Annotated in this window: 12 protein-coding genes; 8 read left to right on the top strand and 4 right to left on the bottom strand. The window is 53.4% G+C overall.

What is annotated here, in order from left to right; genetic code table 11:
• Positions 1–338 precede the first annotated feature (338 nt).
• From IB237_RS25695 to IB237_RS25685, 3 genes are all read right to left on the bottom strand, one after another.
• Positions 339–1,502, bottom strand: coding sequence for a zinc-dependent alcohol dehydrogenase (locus tag IB237_RS25695; protein ID WP_192491599.1), 1,164 nt, complete (start codon positions 1,500–1,502; stop codon positions 339–341).
• A gap of 136 nt (positions 1,503–1,638) precedes the next feature.
• Entirely contained in the window at positions 1,639–3,792 is a 2,154-nt protein-coding gene (gene catE / locus IB237_RS25690) for a catalase C (protein WP_192491598.1), read from the bottom strand.
• A 265-nt stretch (positions 3,793–4,057) separates the two neighbouring features.
• On the bottom strand, positions 4,058–4,507 hold the full coding sequence (locus IB237_RS25685) for a DUF2383 domain-containing protein (protein WP_192491597.1): 450 nt from the start codon (positions 4,505–4,507) through the stop codon (positions 4,058–4,060).
• Between the two features lie 177 nt (positions 4,508–4,684).
• Here IB237_RS25685 and IB237_RS26615 point away from each other — a divergent pair, with 177 nt between their 5' ends.
• From IB237_RS26615 to IB237_RS25650, 8 genes are all read left to right on the top strand, one after another.
• Positions 4,685–5,011, top strand: a complete 327-nt coding sequence (locus IB237_RS26615) for an MOSC domain-containing protein (protein ID WP_371815415.1) — start codon at positions 4,685–4,687, stop codon at positions 5,009–5,011.
• Between the two features lie 482 nt (positions 5,012–5,493).
• Positions 5,494–6,237: a helix-turn-helix transcriptional regulator gene (locus IB237_RS25680; RefSeq protein ID WP_192491596.1), complete on the top strand. Its 744-nt coding sequence runs from the start codon at positions 5,494–5,496 to the stop codon at positions 6,235–6,237.
• Between the two features lie 101 nt (positions 6,238–6,338).
• Positions 6,339–8,474, top strand: coding sequence for a TonB-dependent siderophore receptor (locus IB237_RS25675; RefSeq protein ID WP_192491595.1), 2,136 nt, complete (start codon positions 6,339–6,341; stop codon positions 8,472–8,474).
• Between the two features lie 52 nt (positions 8,475–8,526).
• Positions 8,527–9,621, top strand: a complete 1,095-nt coding sequence (locus IB237_RS25670; protein WP_192491594.1) for an ABC transporter substrate-binding protein — start codon at positions 8,527–8,529, stop codon at positions 9,619–9,621.
• A complete protein-coding gene (locus tag IB237_RS25665) occupies positions 9,618–10,697 on the top strand; it encodes an iron ABC transporter permease (protein ID WP_192491593.1) in 1,080 nt (359 codons plus the stop codon). Before IB237_RS25670 ends, IB237_RS25665 begins: the two co-directional genes overlap by 4 nt.
• A complete protein-coding gene (locus IB237_RS25660) occupies positions 10,694–11,503 on the top strand; it encodes an ABC transporter ATP-binding protein (protein WP_192491592.1) in 810 nt (269 codons plus the stop codon). The genes IB237_RS25665 and IB237_RS25660 overlap by 4 nt, the downstream gene beginning before the upstream one ends.
• Entirely contained in the window at positions 11,500–12,555 is a 1,056-nt protein-coding gene (locus tag IB237_RS25655) for a siderophore-interacting protein (RefSeq protein WP_192491591.1), read from the top strand. The genes IB237_RS25660 and IB237_RS25655 overlap by 4 nt, the downstream gene beginning before the upstream one ends.
• 237 nt (positions 12,556–12,792) lie before the next feature.
• On the top strand, positions 12,793–13,209 hold the full coding sequence (locus tag IB237_RS25650; RefSeq protein ID WP_192491590.1) for a PQQ-binding-like beta-propeller repeat protein: 417 nt from the start codon (positions 12,793–12,795) through the stop codon (positions 13,207–13,209).
• A 171-nt stretch (positions 13,210–13,380) separates the two neighbouring features.
• Here the strand turns inward: IB237_RS25650 and IB237_RS25645 are convergent, their stop codons facing one another.
• Positions 13,381–16,902, bottom strand: coding sequence for a PAS domain-containing protein (locus IB237_RS25645; protein WP_192491589.1), 3,522 nt, complete (start codon positions 16,900–16,902; stop codon positions 13,381–13,383).
• Positions 16,903–16,914 lie beyond the last annotated feature (12 nt).

The following is a 16,914-nucleotide window of genomic DNA, read 5'->3' as shown; positions in this document are numbered from 1 at the left end:
GTTTCCGCGGCACCAAATAATCCATAAGCCGGTAACGAGTTCTAAAGCATCACTGTCAAGTGATACCACTTGGTCACGAAAAACGGCCCTCATAAAAACTCCCCTCGCCACTGTAGACTGTCCGGGCGATATTTAACCGAGCCTACTAATGCGCGGCTTGCCGGACATGTCGACAGACCAACGCTAGAAAGTGCAAAGTTGCGCAGCGCAATGAAACAACGAATTGCGCTGCTTGGGGGCGACGGGCGAGGTGTCGCAATTATTGCCGCCATACGAAGCAGAATGGGTTCAAGGCCGGAGTGCCCCTTCGTATGCGACTGGAGCGCTGTTCTACTTGATCACCCGTTAGGACGGATCACGACTTTTACGCAGCCATCGGCTTTGTCCTGAAACTTCTTATATGCGTCTGGTCCCTCTTCAAGTCCGATACGGTGCGTAATTATAAAGGACGGATCGATTTTTCCATCCACGATCATTTTCATCAAGGGCTCTAGGTATCGCTGGACATGGGTCTGTCCCGTCTTGAGTGTCAGACCCTTGCCGACAAATGCGCCTAGTGGTGTCGGCACAGCTGGACCGATAAAGACCCCTGGCAGAGACACGGTACCACCGGGGCGGCAAGCCATTATTGCCTGCTGCAACGCATAAGGCCTTTCTGTGGACGTCAATTTCGATTGCAACGTTTCCATCACGCCGCCAGCGCCATGGCTTTCGAGCCCCACAGCTTCAATGACTGCATCAGGTCCCTGTCCTTGTGTCATGTCGAGAATGCGCTGCTGGAGATCTTCGTCGGCGTAGTCCAAAGTCTCGGCGCCCGCCGCCTCAGCTAGCGCTAGACGTTCGGGAACGGTATCGATCGCGATGACGCGACCTGCACCAAGCAGGAACGCTGATTGGATGGCAAACAAGCCGACAGGCCCACAACCAAAGACGGCCACAGTCTGTCCGGGTTCGATATTGCAGTTCTCGGCCGCCATGTATCCAGTGGGGAAAATGTCCGAGAGAAACAAGACTTGCTCATCACTCAATCCAGCAGGGACTTTGATTGGACCAACGTCAGCATAGGGCACACGCAAGTACTGCGCCTGACCACCGGGAAAACGGCCATAGAGGTCTGAATAACCGAACAGGCCTGCGGTAGGATAGCCGATCTGCTTGGCCTGCTTTGCGGCCGCGGGATTGGATCGTTCGCACAGCGAAAACAGCTGCCACTTACACATCCGGCATTCACCGCATGAAATCGTGAATGGTACCACGACCCGATCGCCTACCTTCAGTTTGGAGTTGCCGCGACCGACCTCAACAACTTCACCCATTGTCTCGTGACCCATGACATCGCCGGCATGCATTCCTGGAACAAACCCGCCATACAGATGGAGATCGGAGCCACAAATCGCACAACTGGTGACCTTGATAATAGCGTCTCGATCGTCCTGGATTGTCGGATCGTCGACAGATTCACAACGAATGTCACCGCTTCCATGCCAAGTTAGAGCTTTCAATTCTAGTTCCTCCTAAGTTAGGTTATGCGTCTTCACTCCAGAGAGAGCGACGCCTTGAAGCGCAGGGTGGCAACTACCGTTTTTCGGGGCCGCAACAGTTCGCGTCGACACATCCCCAAACGGTGCAGATAGACCTCTAGTTTTCTCGAACAGGAACCGACGCTTTGCCCAATTTCAGCGAAGGTTCACGACCCCAGACCCGCAGTTTCCCCAGCTCGGTCATAAAAGCTGCAAGACCGTCTTCTCCGGGCAAGGACATAACTCCCTCATCTAGCTTGTCGGCGATGCCGGCCTTTTCCAGCAACGGTATCGCTGAGGGATCGTAGCCAATAAACTTGCAGTGCTGGAAAGCGTCCGCGACGAAGTCCCGCGCGGTCGCCTCATCAACAAGATCATCGATTGCGGCATCTGCCGTCAGCAGCGCCACGGCGTCAAAGAGGACGGATGGACCCCCATCGATCATATGATGGGCTTCAATGAACGTTCCTCTCGAGGAAGTCACACCTCCCACCTTGGGCGCCACAAGCTCACATGTTGCTTTTTCAGATGTGACAGCTTCCATCAGACCCTGCAGCAATACTTCATCGACACCATCGGTAATCAGGATACCGAGTTTGCGGCCCTCAAAGCGACCAGGGCCACGCTCAAGGATACTGAGCGCAGGCGATGGCTCAAGATCTTGCCTTGTCGCTACCGCAGCGTCAGCAGCCTTAGGCATGGTTTGCAGTCCAAGCTTTTGAAAGACAGTTGCAGCGAGAGTTTCATCGATATTGCGCAGATGCGAGATCATCCTCTCGCGGATAGGAGGTGTCTCTACCTTGCTGAGCTCGAATGTCAAAGCTGCAGCGATGTGCCGTTGCTCAGGAGGTGTCTGGCTAATGTAGAATTGACGGGCCTGGCTGTAATGGTCGGCGAAGCTCTCTGGTCGCGATCTGCTTTTCGTGCCGTGCTCCTCCGCAGCAAAGTGCTGAAAGCCCCAATCCGGGCTTTCACGCGGTCCCTCACCGAACGAGTTTGGTTGATAGTTGGCCCGACCGGTCGGATTACGCATCGCCATATGGCCGTCCTGCTGAAAATGCGCGAAAGGACACTTTGGGGCGTTGATGGGTAAATGCGTAAAATTTGGTCCGCCCAGTCGTTTCAGCTGTGTATCGAGATAGGAAAAATTCCTGCCCTGCAGCAGTGGATCGTTACTGAAATCAATTCCGGGCGGAACGTTCTGAGTCATGAACGCAACCTGTTCGGTTTCGGCAAAAAAATTGTCCGGCATACGGTCCAGGACCAACCGACCGACGGGTTGCGGTTTGAGGACCTCCTCAGGGATGATCTTTGTTGGGTCAAGAATGTCGAAGTCGAAACTATCGGCGAATTCCTGGTCAAACAGTTGCAACTGTAATTCCCATTCCGGGTAGTGTCCCGACTGGATTGCATTCCAAAGATCACGTCGGTGGAAATCAGGATCAGCACCATTTATTTTAACCGCCTCATTCCACGCCACCGACTGAAGTCCCAGTTTCGGCTTCCAGTGAAACTTCACGAAGGTTGAGTTTCCTTTCGCGTTGACAAGGCGAAAGGTGTGGACTCCGAACCCTTCCATAAATCTCAAAGACCGTGGAATGGTTCGGTCGGACATGATCCACATGACCATGTTCATGCTTTCCGGCGTAAGGCTAATAAAATCCCAAAATGTATCATGAGCAGTCTGCGCCTGCGGGAATGCACGATCTGGTTCCTGCTTCGCGGCGTGGATTAAATCTGGAAACTTGATTGCGTCCTGGATGAAGAAGACGGGTATGTTGTTGCCGACCAGATCCCAGTTGCCCTCATTCGTATAGAGTTTCACCGCAAATCCACGAACATCGCGTGCAAGGTCCGCGCTGCCCTTATTGCCGGCAACCGTCGAAAATCTAACGAAGGCCGGAGTTTTTTCGCCGGCGCGCTGGAAAACGTCAGCTTTCGTGTAGGCCGCTAAAGAGTCGTATGTCTCGAAATATCCGTGCGCTCCGTAGCCTCGGGCGTGTACAACTCGCTCCGGGATACGCTCATGGTCGAAATGAAACATTTTCTCGCGAAAATGAAAGTCATCGACAACGAGGGGTCCCCGCGCTCCGACCCGCAAAGAGTTTTGGTCATCATACACAGGCGCTCCCTGCGCGGTTGTGAGGACAGCCGCATCATCGGCTGCGATCTGGTGCAGTTCGCCCCCCGTTCCGCGGTCAGTTTTGACGTCGTGGATATTGGCAACAGACCGTTTGTCGGACGATGACGTCAAATTGGATTTCTTGGCCATGTTCGTTCCTCAAAGACAAAGTGATGATGATCGGTGTTTTGCTCATTCAAAAACGGGTCATCAGACCCGCAAGGCCATTCACAGGAATGGATAGGTCCATACGAATTCACGTGCGTGGGTCACCGAACCCCGCTCGGCGGCAACGGTTCCGTGTTAGGAAGGATTTATTGGTTGCCAAAACATCATCCCGCGCGCGGCGCATATAGCAACGGCTCGGTGGCGAAGGACTGCATGCCAGTCCTTCGCTGGAGCGTAAGGCGCACGCCTAAAGCGTCCGCGCAGTTGTCTCCATCCACGACCGATGCTTATCTTCGTCTTGGTAAGCCTGAAGAAAGAACGCTTTTGTAGCGGGAATGGCATCCTCGTGGCGGGCTGCGCGCTCATAGGCGGTCACTGTATCGTCTTCGTTTGTTTTCATCGCTTTGAGGATCGCAGTGTCGCCCATCATGTCGGCAATGGCAATTTTGCCTGTGGTCAGCAACTGTTTCATGTCGCCCTCAGTTGGCGGTTCGACACCAAGCTCCAAAGCCATGTCTGTAAGGACTTGAACGTGCAGGAGATGCTCTTCCTTGAAGAGAGAGACCTGATGGGCAAGATCTTTTCTCTCCAGTCTTTCGATGCAGGAATCATACGCTGCAATTGCATCATGCTCCAGATAGAGCAGCTGTTTGACAAGATCTTTGATATCGGACTGCGTTCCAACTAACGTGACCATTTCAACCTCCTGTTTTCGAGACCGGAAAACGGAAGCGAGTTGTCGCGGTTCCCTAAGTTCGGACCACGGTCAATTACCGTACACTTGGTAACGCGAGGTGTGTGACGTCAGAACAGGCAGAGTGACGTAGCCTCTGTCATGTTTCCTTGAACTCAATCAGATTGTCCGACAACGTACATAGGTTGCGCGCGTGGGACAGGCGGAGCAGCATTCCGTTACTCCCTGCCTCTACTTGGAGCGCCGGGATTTCCCGAATCAGAATGGCTTGACGCTGTATTGTATATCGGTGGCACGACAGTGAAAGTTTTCGAACTGACCGAACGATGCGCAAAGACATTCATATCCCCGCCTGGAATTGATAAAGATCCCGAAATACTGAGGAATATTGTCAGGCGAAACCGCCGTACACTTGGTGTGTATTGTCAAGTCGAAGCTCCTGGCAAGCTGGAAGCCGGGTCACACGTCGTCATACTCCCCGGATTTAAATCGCGTTTTTTGATGTAAATGGTGTCCACAGGCTGTCGTCCTCGTAGACCTGTTCAAACAATGGGACGCATTTGATGGCGTATCGCACAAGCTCAAACGGCCTCTGTGCCGGTGAGGATCGTCAGCACCCCACTATCTTTCGAGATAGTCTACCAGTTCTTCGGCTGACCCTGAGGGAAACGCTTCTTCTAGATAGTCAAGGAAAGCAGATAGTGGTTACGAGCGGATGCGCAGTATTTGTCACGAAGTTCAGCAACCGGTTGAATCTAAACTATCCACCTCGCCAATAACAAAGTTCAAGGCACAAAATAATTGATTTAATTACTCAGGTTTAATATGTGTTTCATATGGACATTTCCCCGCCTCCATCGCAGCTCGTTACGACCCATCTTCAGGGTCAGCTACTCGTGGAGACGAGCACCAAGATCTTTTCGGAGCCATTGCGTGTCTCATCGCCTATACGTGATGGGCTCAGGATAATTGTCGTTCTTCAGGGCAAGATGCAGCTGACGGCAGGTGACGCACCTCTTCTCGATATTCGTAGCCCTACAACCTTCGCGGTGCTGAGTGACGGTGAAAACAGGCGCGAACAGATTTTCTCGCGCGACATGCCCTTCAGAGTGGTACTGCTGCAGATTGATAAGAAACTAGTTGAAACCGAATATCAGCGTGATGCTGCGACTTTGCTTTGTGGCATGCGACAGACGGACTGCCGCAATCTCCTGCTGCGAGCACGAGGAGCGGACACCGCCATTCGAGCTCTGGGCACTCAATTACTAGGAGACCAAGAAGGTCATAGTGGATTTTATCGCTGTGCAAAGGCGCTTGAATTGGCCTCATTGGTTTTTGAAGGATTTGCAGGCGCCGACGACGAGACGTTTTCCGCTTTCCTGACACGTTCAGACCAGGATCGAGTACGTGCTGCACGCGATATCCTCGTCGAAAGGGCGCCGGATCCTCCTGATCTGGCGTCTGTGGCGCGACAATGCGGTATAAACCTGTCCAAACTCAACCGTGGCTTCAAGGCTATCTACGGCATGGCACCTTACAGGTATGTGCAGGAACATCGACTGAACCGGGCTTACAAGATGTTATCGGGAGGACACCTGAACGTAAGCCAGGTTGCGTCCGAAGTAGGCTATACGCCTGCCCATTTTTCGACCCTGTTCCGACGGCGCTTTGGCATGGCGCCTCACTCATTGGTACCGCATTCCAGCAGCGATGGAAAAAACGAGTTCTTGTGACAGAATCGCGAAAGTATTTCTCAGTATCGCGAAAGTGGACCTGATTGCTCATCATTACACGTCCACGCTAAAACGCCACCACCAAGCCGTGGGGTAAAGTGATGACATTTTCTGTAAATATCGACCGCATCAAGGGCCTGAAACTCGCTCTCAGCGCTGGCGTGGCGTTGCTTCCGTTAACAGTTGCTCAAGCTCAGCAAGCAAACACGCAACTGGCTCCGATTGTCGTACAAACGGAAAACGAAAACGCAAAGGGTCCGGTTACCGGCATCGTTGCAAAGAAGAGCGCGACAGCAACGAAAACTGACCGAGCGATAGCAGAAACACCGCAATCCATCACGGTCACGTCATCGGAACAGATCCGCCAACAGGCCGCGACAACCACCAGTGAAGCGTTACGTTACGCACCAGCAACGAATGCCGAAATCTTTGGTGCTGACCCTCGCGCAGATTGGATCCGCATGCGTGGTTTCGTTGTACCTGAACTCCTTGATGGCACGCGCATGCCTCGTGCGACGTATGCCTGGCCTCGAATTGATCCTTATATGGTGGAACGCATTGAGGCCTTGCGTGGCCCGTCTGCCGCACTCTACGGCCAGACCCCACCCGGTGGCTTGGTGAATTTTGTTAGCAAAAAACCAACTGATGAAACGTTACGCGAAGTCCAGTTCACATTGGGCGATCCGTGGCGCAAACAAGTCGCTTTTGACTTTGGTGGACCCATTGATGACGAAGGCCAGTTTCTCTACCGACTAACCGGAATGGGACGAGCCTCGGAGACACAGGTTGATCACGTTGATAATGATCGGTTGTTCATTGCGCCTGCATTGACATGGAAGCCAGATGAGGACACGTCATTGACGGTTCTCGGCCATCACATTCGTGACGATGGCGGCTCGCTGCAATTCCTACCATCGGTAGGATCACTCTACGAGTCGTCACTTGGCAAATATTCGCGCAGCGTTTTTCTGGGCGAACCCGATTACGACGACTTCCAGCGCCGCCAAAGCGCAATTGGCTACATCTACGAACACACTTTCGACAACGGAATTACATTCAACTCCACGGCACGCCTTATGGAAGTGGACTACGACCTTCAGGTAGTCCGTGGTATTGGCCTGAGGGCTGGCAGCGAAAACCTTGTTAACCGCAGTGCCGTCCAGATCCACGACCTTGCCCAGACGTTTACAATGGACAATAGCCTATCCGGAAGCTTCGACACCGGCCCTGTCACGCATAATGTTCTTGGCGGTGTGGACATTTTGGTGCAGAGCGCCGACTACCAGTTCGGCTCACTGGCTTTGACGGCATATCCGCTCGACATATACAATCCTGTCTACGGTCAGGCGGTCATTGGCACCGCTCCGTACAGCACCAATTCGAAACAGCTCACGCGCCAGGCAGGTTTCTATCTTCAGGACGAAATGGCACTGGATAACTGGCGCCTGACTTTGACCGGTCGTTACGACGCTGCAGAAACCAGCACATTGAGTCGCCTGAACTCCACCAGAACCGTTAACAACGACCATTCTTTTACCGGGCGCGCGGGCTTGCTATATGCATTTGATAATGGCGTTTCGCCCTACATTAGCTACGGCACCTCCTTCGAACCAATCTCCGGAGTGAACACGAGCACTGGGGACGCCTATGATCCGTCAAAGGGCAAGCAGCTTGAAATCGGTGTAAAATATCAGCCAGCAGGAACAGACCACCTGTTCACTGTCGCCGGTTTTGATCTGCAGCAAAGTAACCTTGTTGTAACCAACTCCGGAGTGCAGCAGCAAATCGGCAAAGTTGACATGAAGGGCATCGAGGCGGAAGCCAAGATCGCTATGTGGGACGGTTGGGATGTCATCGCATCCTACACTTATATCGACTCTGAAGTCAGCGCCACGGGCAAGCGGGTAATCTATGTGCCAGATCATCAGGCAGCATTGTGGGTAAATCACAGATTTGCAGATGCACTGGAGGGACTGAGTGCAGGTGCGGGCATACGTTACACGGGAGCAAGCTTTGGTGATGCCAACAACCAGTTTGAAGCCCCATCCTATACACTATTCGATGTCGCCGCCCGCCTTGATCTCAGCGCGATCAATGAAAGTTTCAAAGGATCCGAAATTGCGCTCAATGTAGCCAATGTTTTCGACAAGGAGTATGTGTCCTCCTGTAACAATGCTGCCAACTGCTATTGGGGAACCGGAAGAACAATCCGCGCGACCCTGACCCACCGCTGGTAGGAGAGGACTGATAAGAACTCGCGTCGACATTACCCGCCGGAAATTGTTGGGCATGGCAGTTGGTGCAGCCGCACTGGCAGCAGGGCCAGCGTGTGCACAACCGACGGCACAGGTTTCACAATCGGTACCTGTGCTCTCGACCCCTCCCAAGCGCATCTTGCTCGGTGATGGCCATCTGTTGCTCGCCTTGTCCTTGGTTCATCCTTCGCCTGGCAATTTGGTCTGCGCTTGGCAAGGCGACCTTGTTCGTCACAGCAAAGAGATATTCTCGAGATATTCCGCCGCCTACCCGACGCTGTCCGATATTCCAGTGGTTGGCGAAGCAAGCCCCGACACATTTTCAGTTGAGGCTGCATTGGCGAGCCGACCGGATTTGGTAATCCTTGGGGGATGCTATGGTCCTGGGCCTGAAGATACACATGTGGTGGCGCGTCTGGAGGCTGCAGGCATCCCGACCCTGTTCGTCGATTTCTACGATGATCCATTGGGGAACACGGCCCGGAGCATGCGTCTTATTGGTTCGTTGTTTGGCGGCGCAGTGCAGGAAAAGGCCGAGCGGTATGCGCGCTGGCATGAATTGTCACTTGATGTAATCCGCAACAGATTAGCTGAGAAACAACCCAAACGGCCTGTTGTGATGTTGCAGGCCAATGCCGGAGCCCCTGGCTGGGATTGCTGCTGGATGCCTGGCGGTGTTGGCCTTGGTGGCTTCATCGAATTGGCGGGTGGCGACAATCTCGGTGCCTCACTGGCAAATGATCGCCCATGGATACAGGCTCGCCGCGAATTTGTATTCGCTGCTGACCCGGATTATGTGTTCGTCACCGGTGGGAGCCATCTTATTGGACGCGGGGGACTGGTACTTGGACCGGGTATATCGTCCGAGAGCGCGGTAGCCAGCTTGGTTGAAGTTGCAAACACGGCAGATACGGCGCCGCTCACCGCCTTCAGGGAGAAACGCTTGACCGGCCTTTGGCATCTGCTTCATGCGACGCCGTTCAATGTTGTCGCGGCACAAGCCATAGCCAAGCGTCTCAATCCCGAACTCTTCAAAGACATTGATCCTACTGAGAGTATGGCAATGATCAACCGCGATTTTCTGTCTGTCCCGTTGGATGGTACCTATTCTGTAGATTTGAACTCATGAACAATTCCGGCTCCGCCAGCGCATCTCTCACTCAACGGAAGAACAGCCTCATCGCATTACAGCGTGCAGTCGCCGCTCGGCGCCTGGTCGTGTTGGGATGTCTGTTCGCGCTTACATTGCTGTTGCTATTTGCCGATATTGTTACAGGGCCATCAGGTCTACCATTTCGGGACGTTGTTTCCGGCCTGTGGGACAGCACTTCCCTGGATAGAATTGATAGCGTCATCCTCTATGATGTACGATTACCTGCCTCATTGATGGCGCTTCTCGTCGGCGTCGCATTATCGACCGCAGGGGTTGAAATGCAAACGGTGCTCGACAATCCCTTGGCCTCCCCTTTCACCCTGGGGGTATCTTCGGCAGCTGCTCTTGGGGCGGCTGTTGCAATTGTATTGGGTAGCAGTTTCACCCTAGTGTCCGGGGGTTGGTTTGTCTCGTCCAGTGCGTTTGTTTTTGCCATCGGTTCCGTTGCCTTGCTGCAGCTGCTGACTACACTTCGTGGCGGGGGCAACGACGGTCTAGTGCTGTTTGGCATCGCGCTCGTGTTTTCATTCAACGCGGCGCTCTCCCTGCTGCAATTTTATGCTTCGGCCCAATCCGTCCAACAGGTTGTTTTCTGGATGATGGGTAACCTGCAGCGCGCAGAATGGGCAGGGATAACGATTTTGGCCGTTGTTGTCGTCGTGCTGCTGCCCTTGTCCTGGATGTCATCGCCACAACTCACAGCACTCCATCTGGGCGAAGAGCGCGCAATGTCTTTTGGTGTTGACGTTAAAAGGTTGCGTTTCTTTTCGCTCGTAAGGGTCAGTCTGTTGACTGCAACCGCGGTTGCTTTTGTCGGCACAATCGGTTTCATCGGCTTGGTCGGACCGCATATCGCCAGGATGATAATTGGCGAGGATCATCGCTACCTTATACCTGCAAGCGCCTTATCCGGCGCTATATTGCTTCTTGGTGCATCGATCGCTGCGAAAATGCTTGTGCCAAATGCCAATCTGCCCGTGGGGATTGTCGCAGCACTGGTTGGCGTTCCGGTTTTCATTGCGCTCATTGTGCGACAGGGCAAATCCACATGAGTGATGCGATGGGTCTCTGCCTTGCAGACATATATGCAGGTTACCGCAGCCGGCAGATTCTTAAAGGCGTTACGATTCCTGAAATTCACCCCGGCCAAATACTTGCGCTAACAGGACCGAATGCCGCTGGAAAGTCGACACTGCTGAAGGCAATTGCGGGATTTTTGCCGGTGCGGGGGAAGATCACCCTCGGCACAACAGACATCGCGGCACTTAAACCCCATCAGCGGGCTGGCAAGATTTCATACATGCCGCAAAGCTTGCCGAAGGGCGTTCGGCTTAACGTTTTCGAGAGTGTCATGAGCGCTCTGCGTGTGGCGAACAAATACGCCACCTTGAACAATCGAGCATCCCTGGAGACACAGGCTGCCGCAATCATTGAAAAGTTGAATCTCGGATCAATCGCACTCTCAAACATTGACACCCTGTCTGGTGGACAGCGGCAGATGACAGCGCTCGCACAGGCTCTGGTTGGGTCACCTTCGGTTTTACTCCTCGACGAACCGACCAGTGCTTTGGATCTAAGGCACCAAGACGAGTTTATGCGCACCATCCGCCACGTTGCCGCATCGGGCACGATTGTCATCGTCGTCCTACACGAACTGGCAATGGCTGCAAAAATAGCAGATCGTGTCGCTGTATTGGATAAAGGACGCATCGTTGTTGAAGGGGCGCCACAAACAGCGTTTCGACCCGCAATACTTGCCGATGTCTGGGGCATCGAAGCGGACGTGTCCATCAATTTACGTGGTGCGCTGCATATCGATGTCCTTGGGCCGGCGCGCAATCAGGAGAAATTTCAGTGACGGCACTACAAACGACCAGCAGTGTCCGATGTCCTGATGCTGCGGCACTAGCTCAGGTCCTCGTCGGGCATCTGGTAGGCCATGGCGCGACCGTATCAACTGCATCACACAATGAGTGGCGACTGACTTGCCGTGAGGGAACGGCGCAATTTGTAGCGCGCTCCAACGTTCTGAATATTACAGCCTATGCGCACGACGCAGAGCAGCTGGCAGAGGTGCAATATCTGCTCACAAGCCATGTTGGGGAATTCAACGTCGAGACCCCGGCGGAAATTCTGTGGAACGGGGATGGAGATGCAGTGTCTACTCTCCCAAATCTCAGAAAGATCAAAGTGGAAGCGGTACGTGACCTTTCCCCCCGCATCCGGCGAATTACATTTTCGACGCCGAACTTGAGACGTTTCGACACGCTTGATGCCCTGCATGTTAAACTGTTGCTGCCGCGGAAAGACACGAATTTGTACTTCCCCAACCTCAACGCGTTCGGAACAGTCGAGTGGGGTGAACCGCATGAGCGCGCAGTTATCCGCAAATATACGATTCGCGACATCCGTCCGGAGCAGAATGTGTTTGATATCTATTTTGTCATCCACGCACATGGAGGACCGGGCAGTCGGTTTGCCGTAAACGCGTCAATCGGCGATGTTATCGGCATGATGGGTCCAGGAGGCGGAAGTGCCAGACCATCTCAATGGAACCTGCTTGTCGGCGATGAAACAGCGCTACCAGCCATCAGCAGACTCATCTCGGCGCTGCCTCGGGATGCGCGCGGCGTTGCAGTCATCGAGATCGATAGCGATGAGGATCGTCAAGAACTGGCAGCTCCATCGGCGATGGACATCAGATGGATAAGCCGAAAATCAGGAACCGCATGGCTTATCAATGATATCGAGGCAATCGATGCTCCAATGCAAGGATCAGTATTCGCCTGGGCAGGAACTGAATTTGATTTATTCAGGAAAATTCGGTCGTCCTGGCGCTCAGGCGGCCGTTTCACCAAAGCCGACCAGCTCGCCGTCTCGTATTGGCGGCATGGCTATGCGCAAAGCTGAAACTGGTTTCACACTTTAAGTCGTAATTGGTATTTCGCGATCAGTTTCCCGGTTACAGCAGCGGCTCGGATTGGGGCGGCGTCGCCGTGGATCCGGTCAACAACATTATGATCGCCAATTATAACAATATGCCCAATTACAATCAATCCTGACGCCGGCTCCGGTTCGCACGGTAGCATCAATCCGCAAGCCCTTACGCCCTATGGAATTCGTGTGAATGCAGGTTGGCGGGTGCCGTTGACAGGTCTTCTTTGCAAAAAGCCCCCCTATGGCGGTTTGACAGCGATCGACCTCAACACCCGAAAAGTTCTGTGGGATCGTCCATTCGGTTCCGCTCGCAAAAATGGGCCATTTGGTATCCCTTCGATGTTGCCAGTGGATATCGGAACACCAAATAATGGGGGTGGGGTTGTCACTGCATCAGGATTGTTTTTCATCGCTGCCGCGACGGATGACATACTGCGTGCCGTGGATATCCGCACGGGTAAAGAGGTTTGGCAGGAAAAGCTTCCGGCTGATGGCCAGGCAACGCCGATGATCTACGAAGCCAACGGCCTACAAATAGTGGTTATCAACGCGGGTGGTCACGATTTCATGGAAACACCGATAAGGGACTATTTCATAGCCTACGCATTACCTGCCGCAAGTAACTGAGTAAGGTTTGCTGTCCTCCGCATGCGCTGGAGGGCAGCAAACCCTGCAGACCGTTCGTGCTGTCGCCAGCACTTATGATTGCATGATGAGCTTAGATCACCTGACCACTAGTCGTTGCACTGCGAATGCGTCCAGACGTGTGGTTGCTCAGCCGGAATTGATATATCACCTCTAGCTGACAGCATCCAAGGCCTCTGCAAGCTCTTCCATCCCGTGGGGTTTAGGAAGAAGTGCTGTTCTTTTTCCATCATCCCAGCTGGGTTTGCGGTTCATGCCAGTGGAGAAGACGATTCCAATATCAGGCCAGCGTTCACGCACCACGCGGGAGAATTCCTCTCCCGACATACCCGGCAATCCTAAATCCGTTACAACAATGTCGATGTCGGCTGTTTCCAATATATCCAGTGCCTCTTCAGCAGAGCCAGCTTCGAAAACCTCGCAGCCGAGATCAGAAAGCATATCTGCATCCGACATGCGGATAAGCGCCTCGTCTTCGACAAGCAGAATTCGCCGTTGCACTTTTCCTGGGGTGTGTTCAGGGGCTGGTGCGTCAGTTCCAGTCCCTGAGATCGCTACCGCAATCTGACGTTCATTGTTGAGGACATGGCGGATTTTTCGTGCCAACGCCTCGCGGGTGTAGGGTTTGGACAGCAACTGAACGCCGACGTCCAACCGTCCGCCGTGCACGATAGAGTTCTCGGTGTAGCCCGAGGTGAAAAGGACGGCGATTTGCGGGAACCGCTCTTTTGCTTTGCGAGCTAACTCCGCACTTTTAAGTGTACCCGGCATGACGACATCGGTGAACAGCATATCAATAGGAATACCGCTCTCAAGAATCGTCAGGGCGGAAGTGGCATCAGGCGCTTTCAATACCCGGTACCCAAGTTCCTGCAGCATTTCGACGACGGTTGCGCGCACACCTTCGTCATCCTCCGCCACCAGAATGGTTTCTGCCCCGCCTTCCACCGGCCCCTCAAGCGGAGCGATCTCCAAATCTTCCTGTTGTGTAGAGCGCGGCAGATACATCTTGAGCGTTGTTCCGTAGCCGACCTCGCTGTAGATTTTGACATGGCCGCCCGTCTGCTTGACAAAGCCGTACACCATCGACAGGCCCAGACCGGAGCCTTTACCCTCAGGCTTTGTCGAAAAGAAAGGTTCAAATACTTTTTCGATGACGTCGGGCGCCATACCGCTACCCGTATCACTTACCGACAAGACCACATAATGGCCCGTTTGCACGTCGTCATAAAGGCGCGAATAGGCATCGTCGATGTACGCATTGCCAACTTCGATCGTGAGTTTGCCAAACCCGTCCATCGCATCTCGTGCATTGATTGCCAAGTTAAGGATCGCATTCTCGATCTGCATGGGATCCACCAAGGTGTTCCAGAGCCCTGCCGACACGATAGTCTCGACCTCAACACCCTCACCTATCGTCCTTCGCAGCATTTCATCCATGCTACGAACGAGGCGACCGATGTTGAGAACGCGCGGATCAAGAGCTTGCCTTCTACCAAAGGCGAGCAATTGAGCGGCAAGTTTGGATCCCTTGTCGACACCAGCAAGAGCATTGGAGATACGCCGTTGCGCCTTTTCGTTTCCAGCAATATCTTTGGCAAGTAATTGAAGGTTTCCAGCAACGACCTGAAGCAGATTATTGAAATCGTGCGCGACGCCGCCAGTGAGATTGCCAATCGCCTCCATCTTCTGGGCATGTTGTAGCGCCGCTTCCGTGTTCTTGAGAGCGACAGCGGCTTCTCTTTCTTCCGTCACATCCCGGCCTGCCGCATGGATATATCCGTCCTCTGGAACCGCGGTCCAAGAAATCACGCGATATTTCCCGTCTCTCCTGCGATAGCGGTTTTCGAACGAAAAGGTCGTAGCACCTTCACTGAGCTTGCCGACTTCAGCAATAGTGGCGTCTTTATCATCAGGATGAACAAGGTCCAGGAAACAGAGTCCAATCAAATCCTGATCACTCCAGCCAAAAACTCGTTGCCACGCGGGATTGGCGGCGGTGATGAACGCGTTAAAATCCGCAACAAGAATGAGGTCAGTTGATAGGCGCCACATTCGATCACGGTCAGCGGTTCGTTCCGCTATCCGCCGTTCGAGACTGGAATTGAGATCACGCAGCAGGCTTTCGGTCATACGCCTCGATGTGATATCCTGACAGACGACGGCTACCTGCCGCTTTTCTGCCGGCTCGAGGCGGAAAGCGCCTACGTCAAGAATCTTTTGAGTCTCGTCAAATTTCAGCTCCAACCGTTTCGGTCTGCCGGTGTCAAGCACCTCGCGATAGAAGCTGATCCACTTGTCTGCTTCATCAGGAAAGAGCTCACGTACGCGTTTGCCCTCTATACCCGATACACCCGCTTGTCTTTGATAAGCCTCGTTATATTTAAGGTGAACATAGTCACTTGATGGCCCACTTGACCCATCGATAAACTCAATTATGCAGAGGCCCTCATCAAGGGCCGCAAACAGACTGCGATATCGCAACTCGCTTTCGCGGAGCGCGGTTTCTGCATCCTGTATACGTGTCAAATCCAGCATTGCCCCGATCATTCGGACGGGATCACCGTACTCGTCTCGAATAATGTGTCCACGATCATAGACCTGTGCATAGGAACCATCGAACCTGCGGAAGCGATATTCACCCGTCCAGTCCTCGCCGTCGCCGTCTATAACCGCGTGGATGGAATGATCGATTGCCGCCCGATCATCGGGATGGATATGCTCGATCCACCACTCGCTATTAGGCTTAACGGCTTCCAAGGGATGACCATATGCTGCCGTGAGAGCGTCGTTCCACAAAACGAAATTCGTCTTGAAATCCCAATCCCAGATCGCATCATTCGTTGCGCGGCTCGCCAACCGGTAGCGCTCTTCCGTCTCTCTATGGAGCTGCTCTTTCTCACGAGATTGCGTGACATCGCGCACCGTGCCGATGAAGCGAACAGCTTTGCCCTGATCAAAGAAGGTTCGCCCTTTTGCTGCAATCCACCGGACCCGACCGTCGACCATGCTAACCGTCCGATAGGTAACATCGTAGTCGCCGTCACCGTCAACGCTAATCGCATCCTGAACGGCTTTATCGATCGCATCGCGATCGTCAGGGTGTAGGCCCTCTAGAAAGGTTTCATATGAGACTGTAGCATTCGGCGGAAGACCGAAGAGCTCGCGGCATCTATCGTCCCACTCCAGTACATTATTTATGAGATCGAAATCGAATGTTCCAACGCCTGTAGCTTCGAGCGCGAGCGCCAGTTTCTCTTGCGTTTTTTTAAGGGCATCCTCGGAAAATTTCTGGGCGGTAATATCCCTCGCAATACCTATGAAACGGACAGGTTTGCCATCCTGGTCACGCTGAAACTCTCCCTTTCGCGCAATCCATCTGATTTCCCCACTGTTTCCTCTGCGGATACGGTACTCGACCTCAGTTGCCGCATCACCGTCTTTGCGACTGGACGAGTGAGAGACCAATTTCTCGTCGTCCTTTATCACGACAGCCTCAAAATCAACTGCTGGTCGAGTGTCAATGTGATCGAGACCATACAGGCTGGAGAACTCAGGCGTCGCTGCAACTATATCGGTGTCGATATCTACTACAAATGTCCCAATCCCACCTGCGGCTTGTGCCGAACGCAATTTGGCAATGATCTCACGATACTTCTCTTCTGACGTGTTCACGCAATCCCCCGA

This window comes from Agrobacterium sp. AGB01, assembly GCF_014851585.1.
In the GTDB taxonomy this organism is placed as follows: Bacteria; Pseudomonadota; Alphaproteobacteria; order Rhizobiales; family Rhizobiaceae; genus Agrobacterium.
The sequence above is the reverse complement of the archived record's forward strand: the minus strand, read 5'-3'. Positions and strand labels throughout refer to the sequence as shown.

Excerpts from the sequence above, each read along its gene's own strand:
- IB237_RS25685 (WP_192491597.1), bottom strand. The coding sequence starts at position 4,507 with ATGGTCACGTTAGTTGGAACGCAGTCCGATATCAAAGATCTTGTCAAA.
- catE (WP_192491598.1), bottom strand. The coding sequence starts at position 3,792 with ATGGCCAAGAAATCCAATTTGACGTCATCGTCCGACAAACGGTCTGTT.
- IB237_RS25670 (WP_192491594.1), top strand. The coding sequence starts at position 8,527 with ATGGCAGTTGGTGCAGCCGCACTGGCAGCAGGGCCAGCGTGTGCACAA.
- IB237_RS25665 (WP_192491593.1), top strand. The coding sequence starts at position 9,618 with ATGAACAATTCCGGCTCCGCCAGCGCATCTCTCACTCAACGGAAGAAC.
- IB237_RS25680 (WP_192491596.1), top strand. The coding sequence starts at position 5,494 with ATGCAGCTGACGGCAGGTGACGCACCTCTTCTCGATATTCGTAGCCCT.
- IB237_RS25660 (WP_192491592.1), top strand. The coding sequence starts at position 10,694 with ATGAGTGATGCGATGGGTCTCTGCCTTGCAGACATATATGCAGGTTAC.
- IB237_RS25675 (WP_192491595.1), top strand. The coding sequence starts at position 6,339 with ATGACATTTTCTGTAAATATCGACCGCATCAAGGGCCTGAAACTCGCT.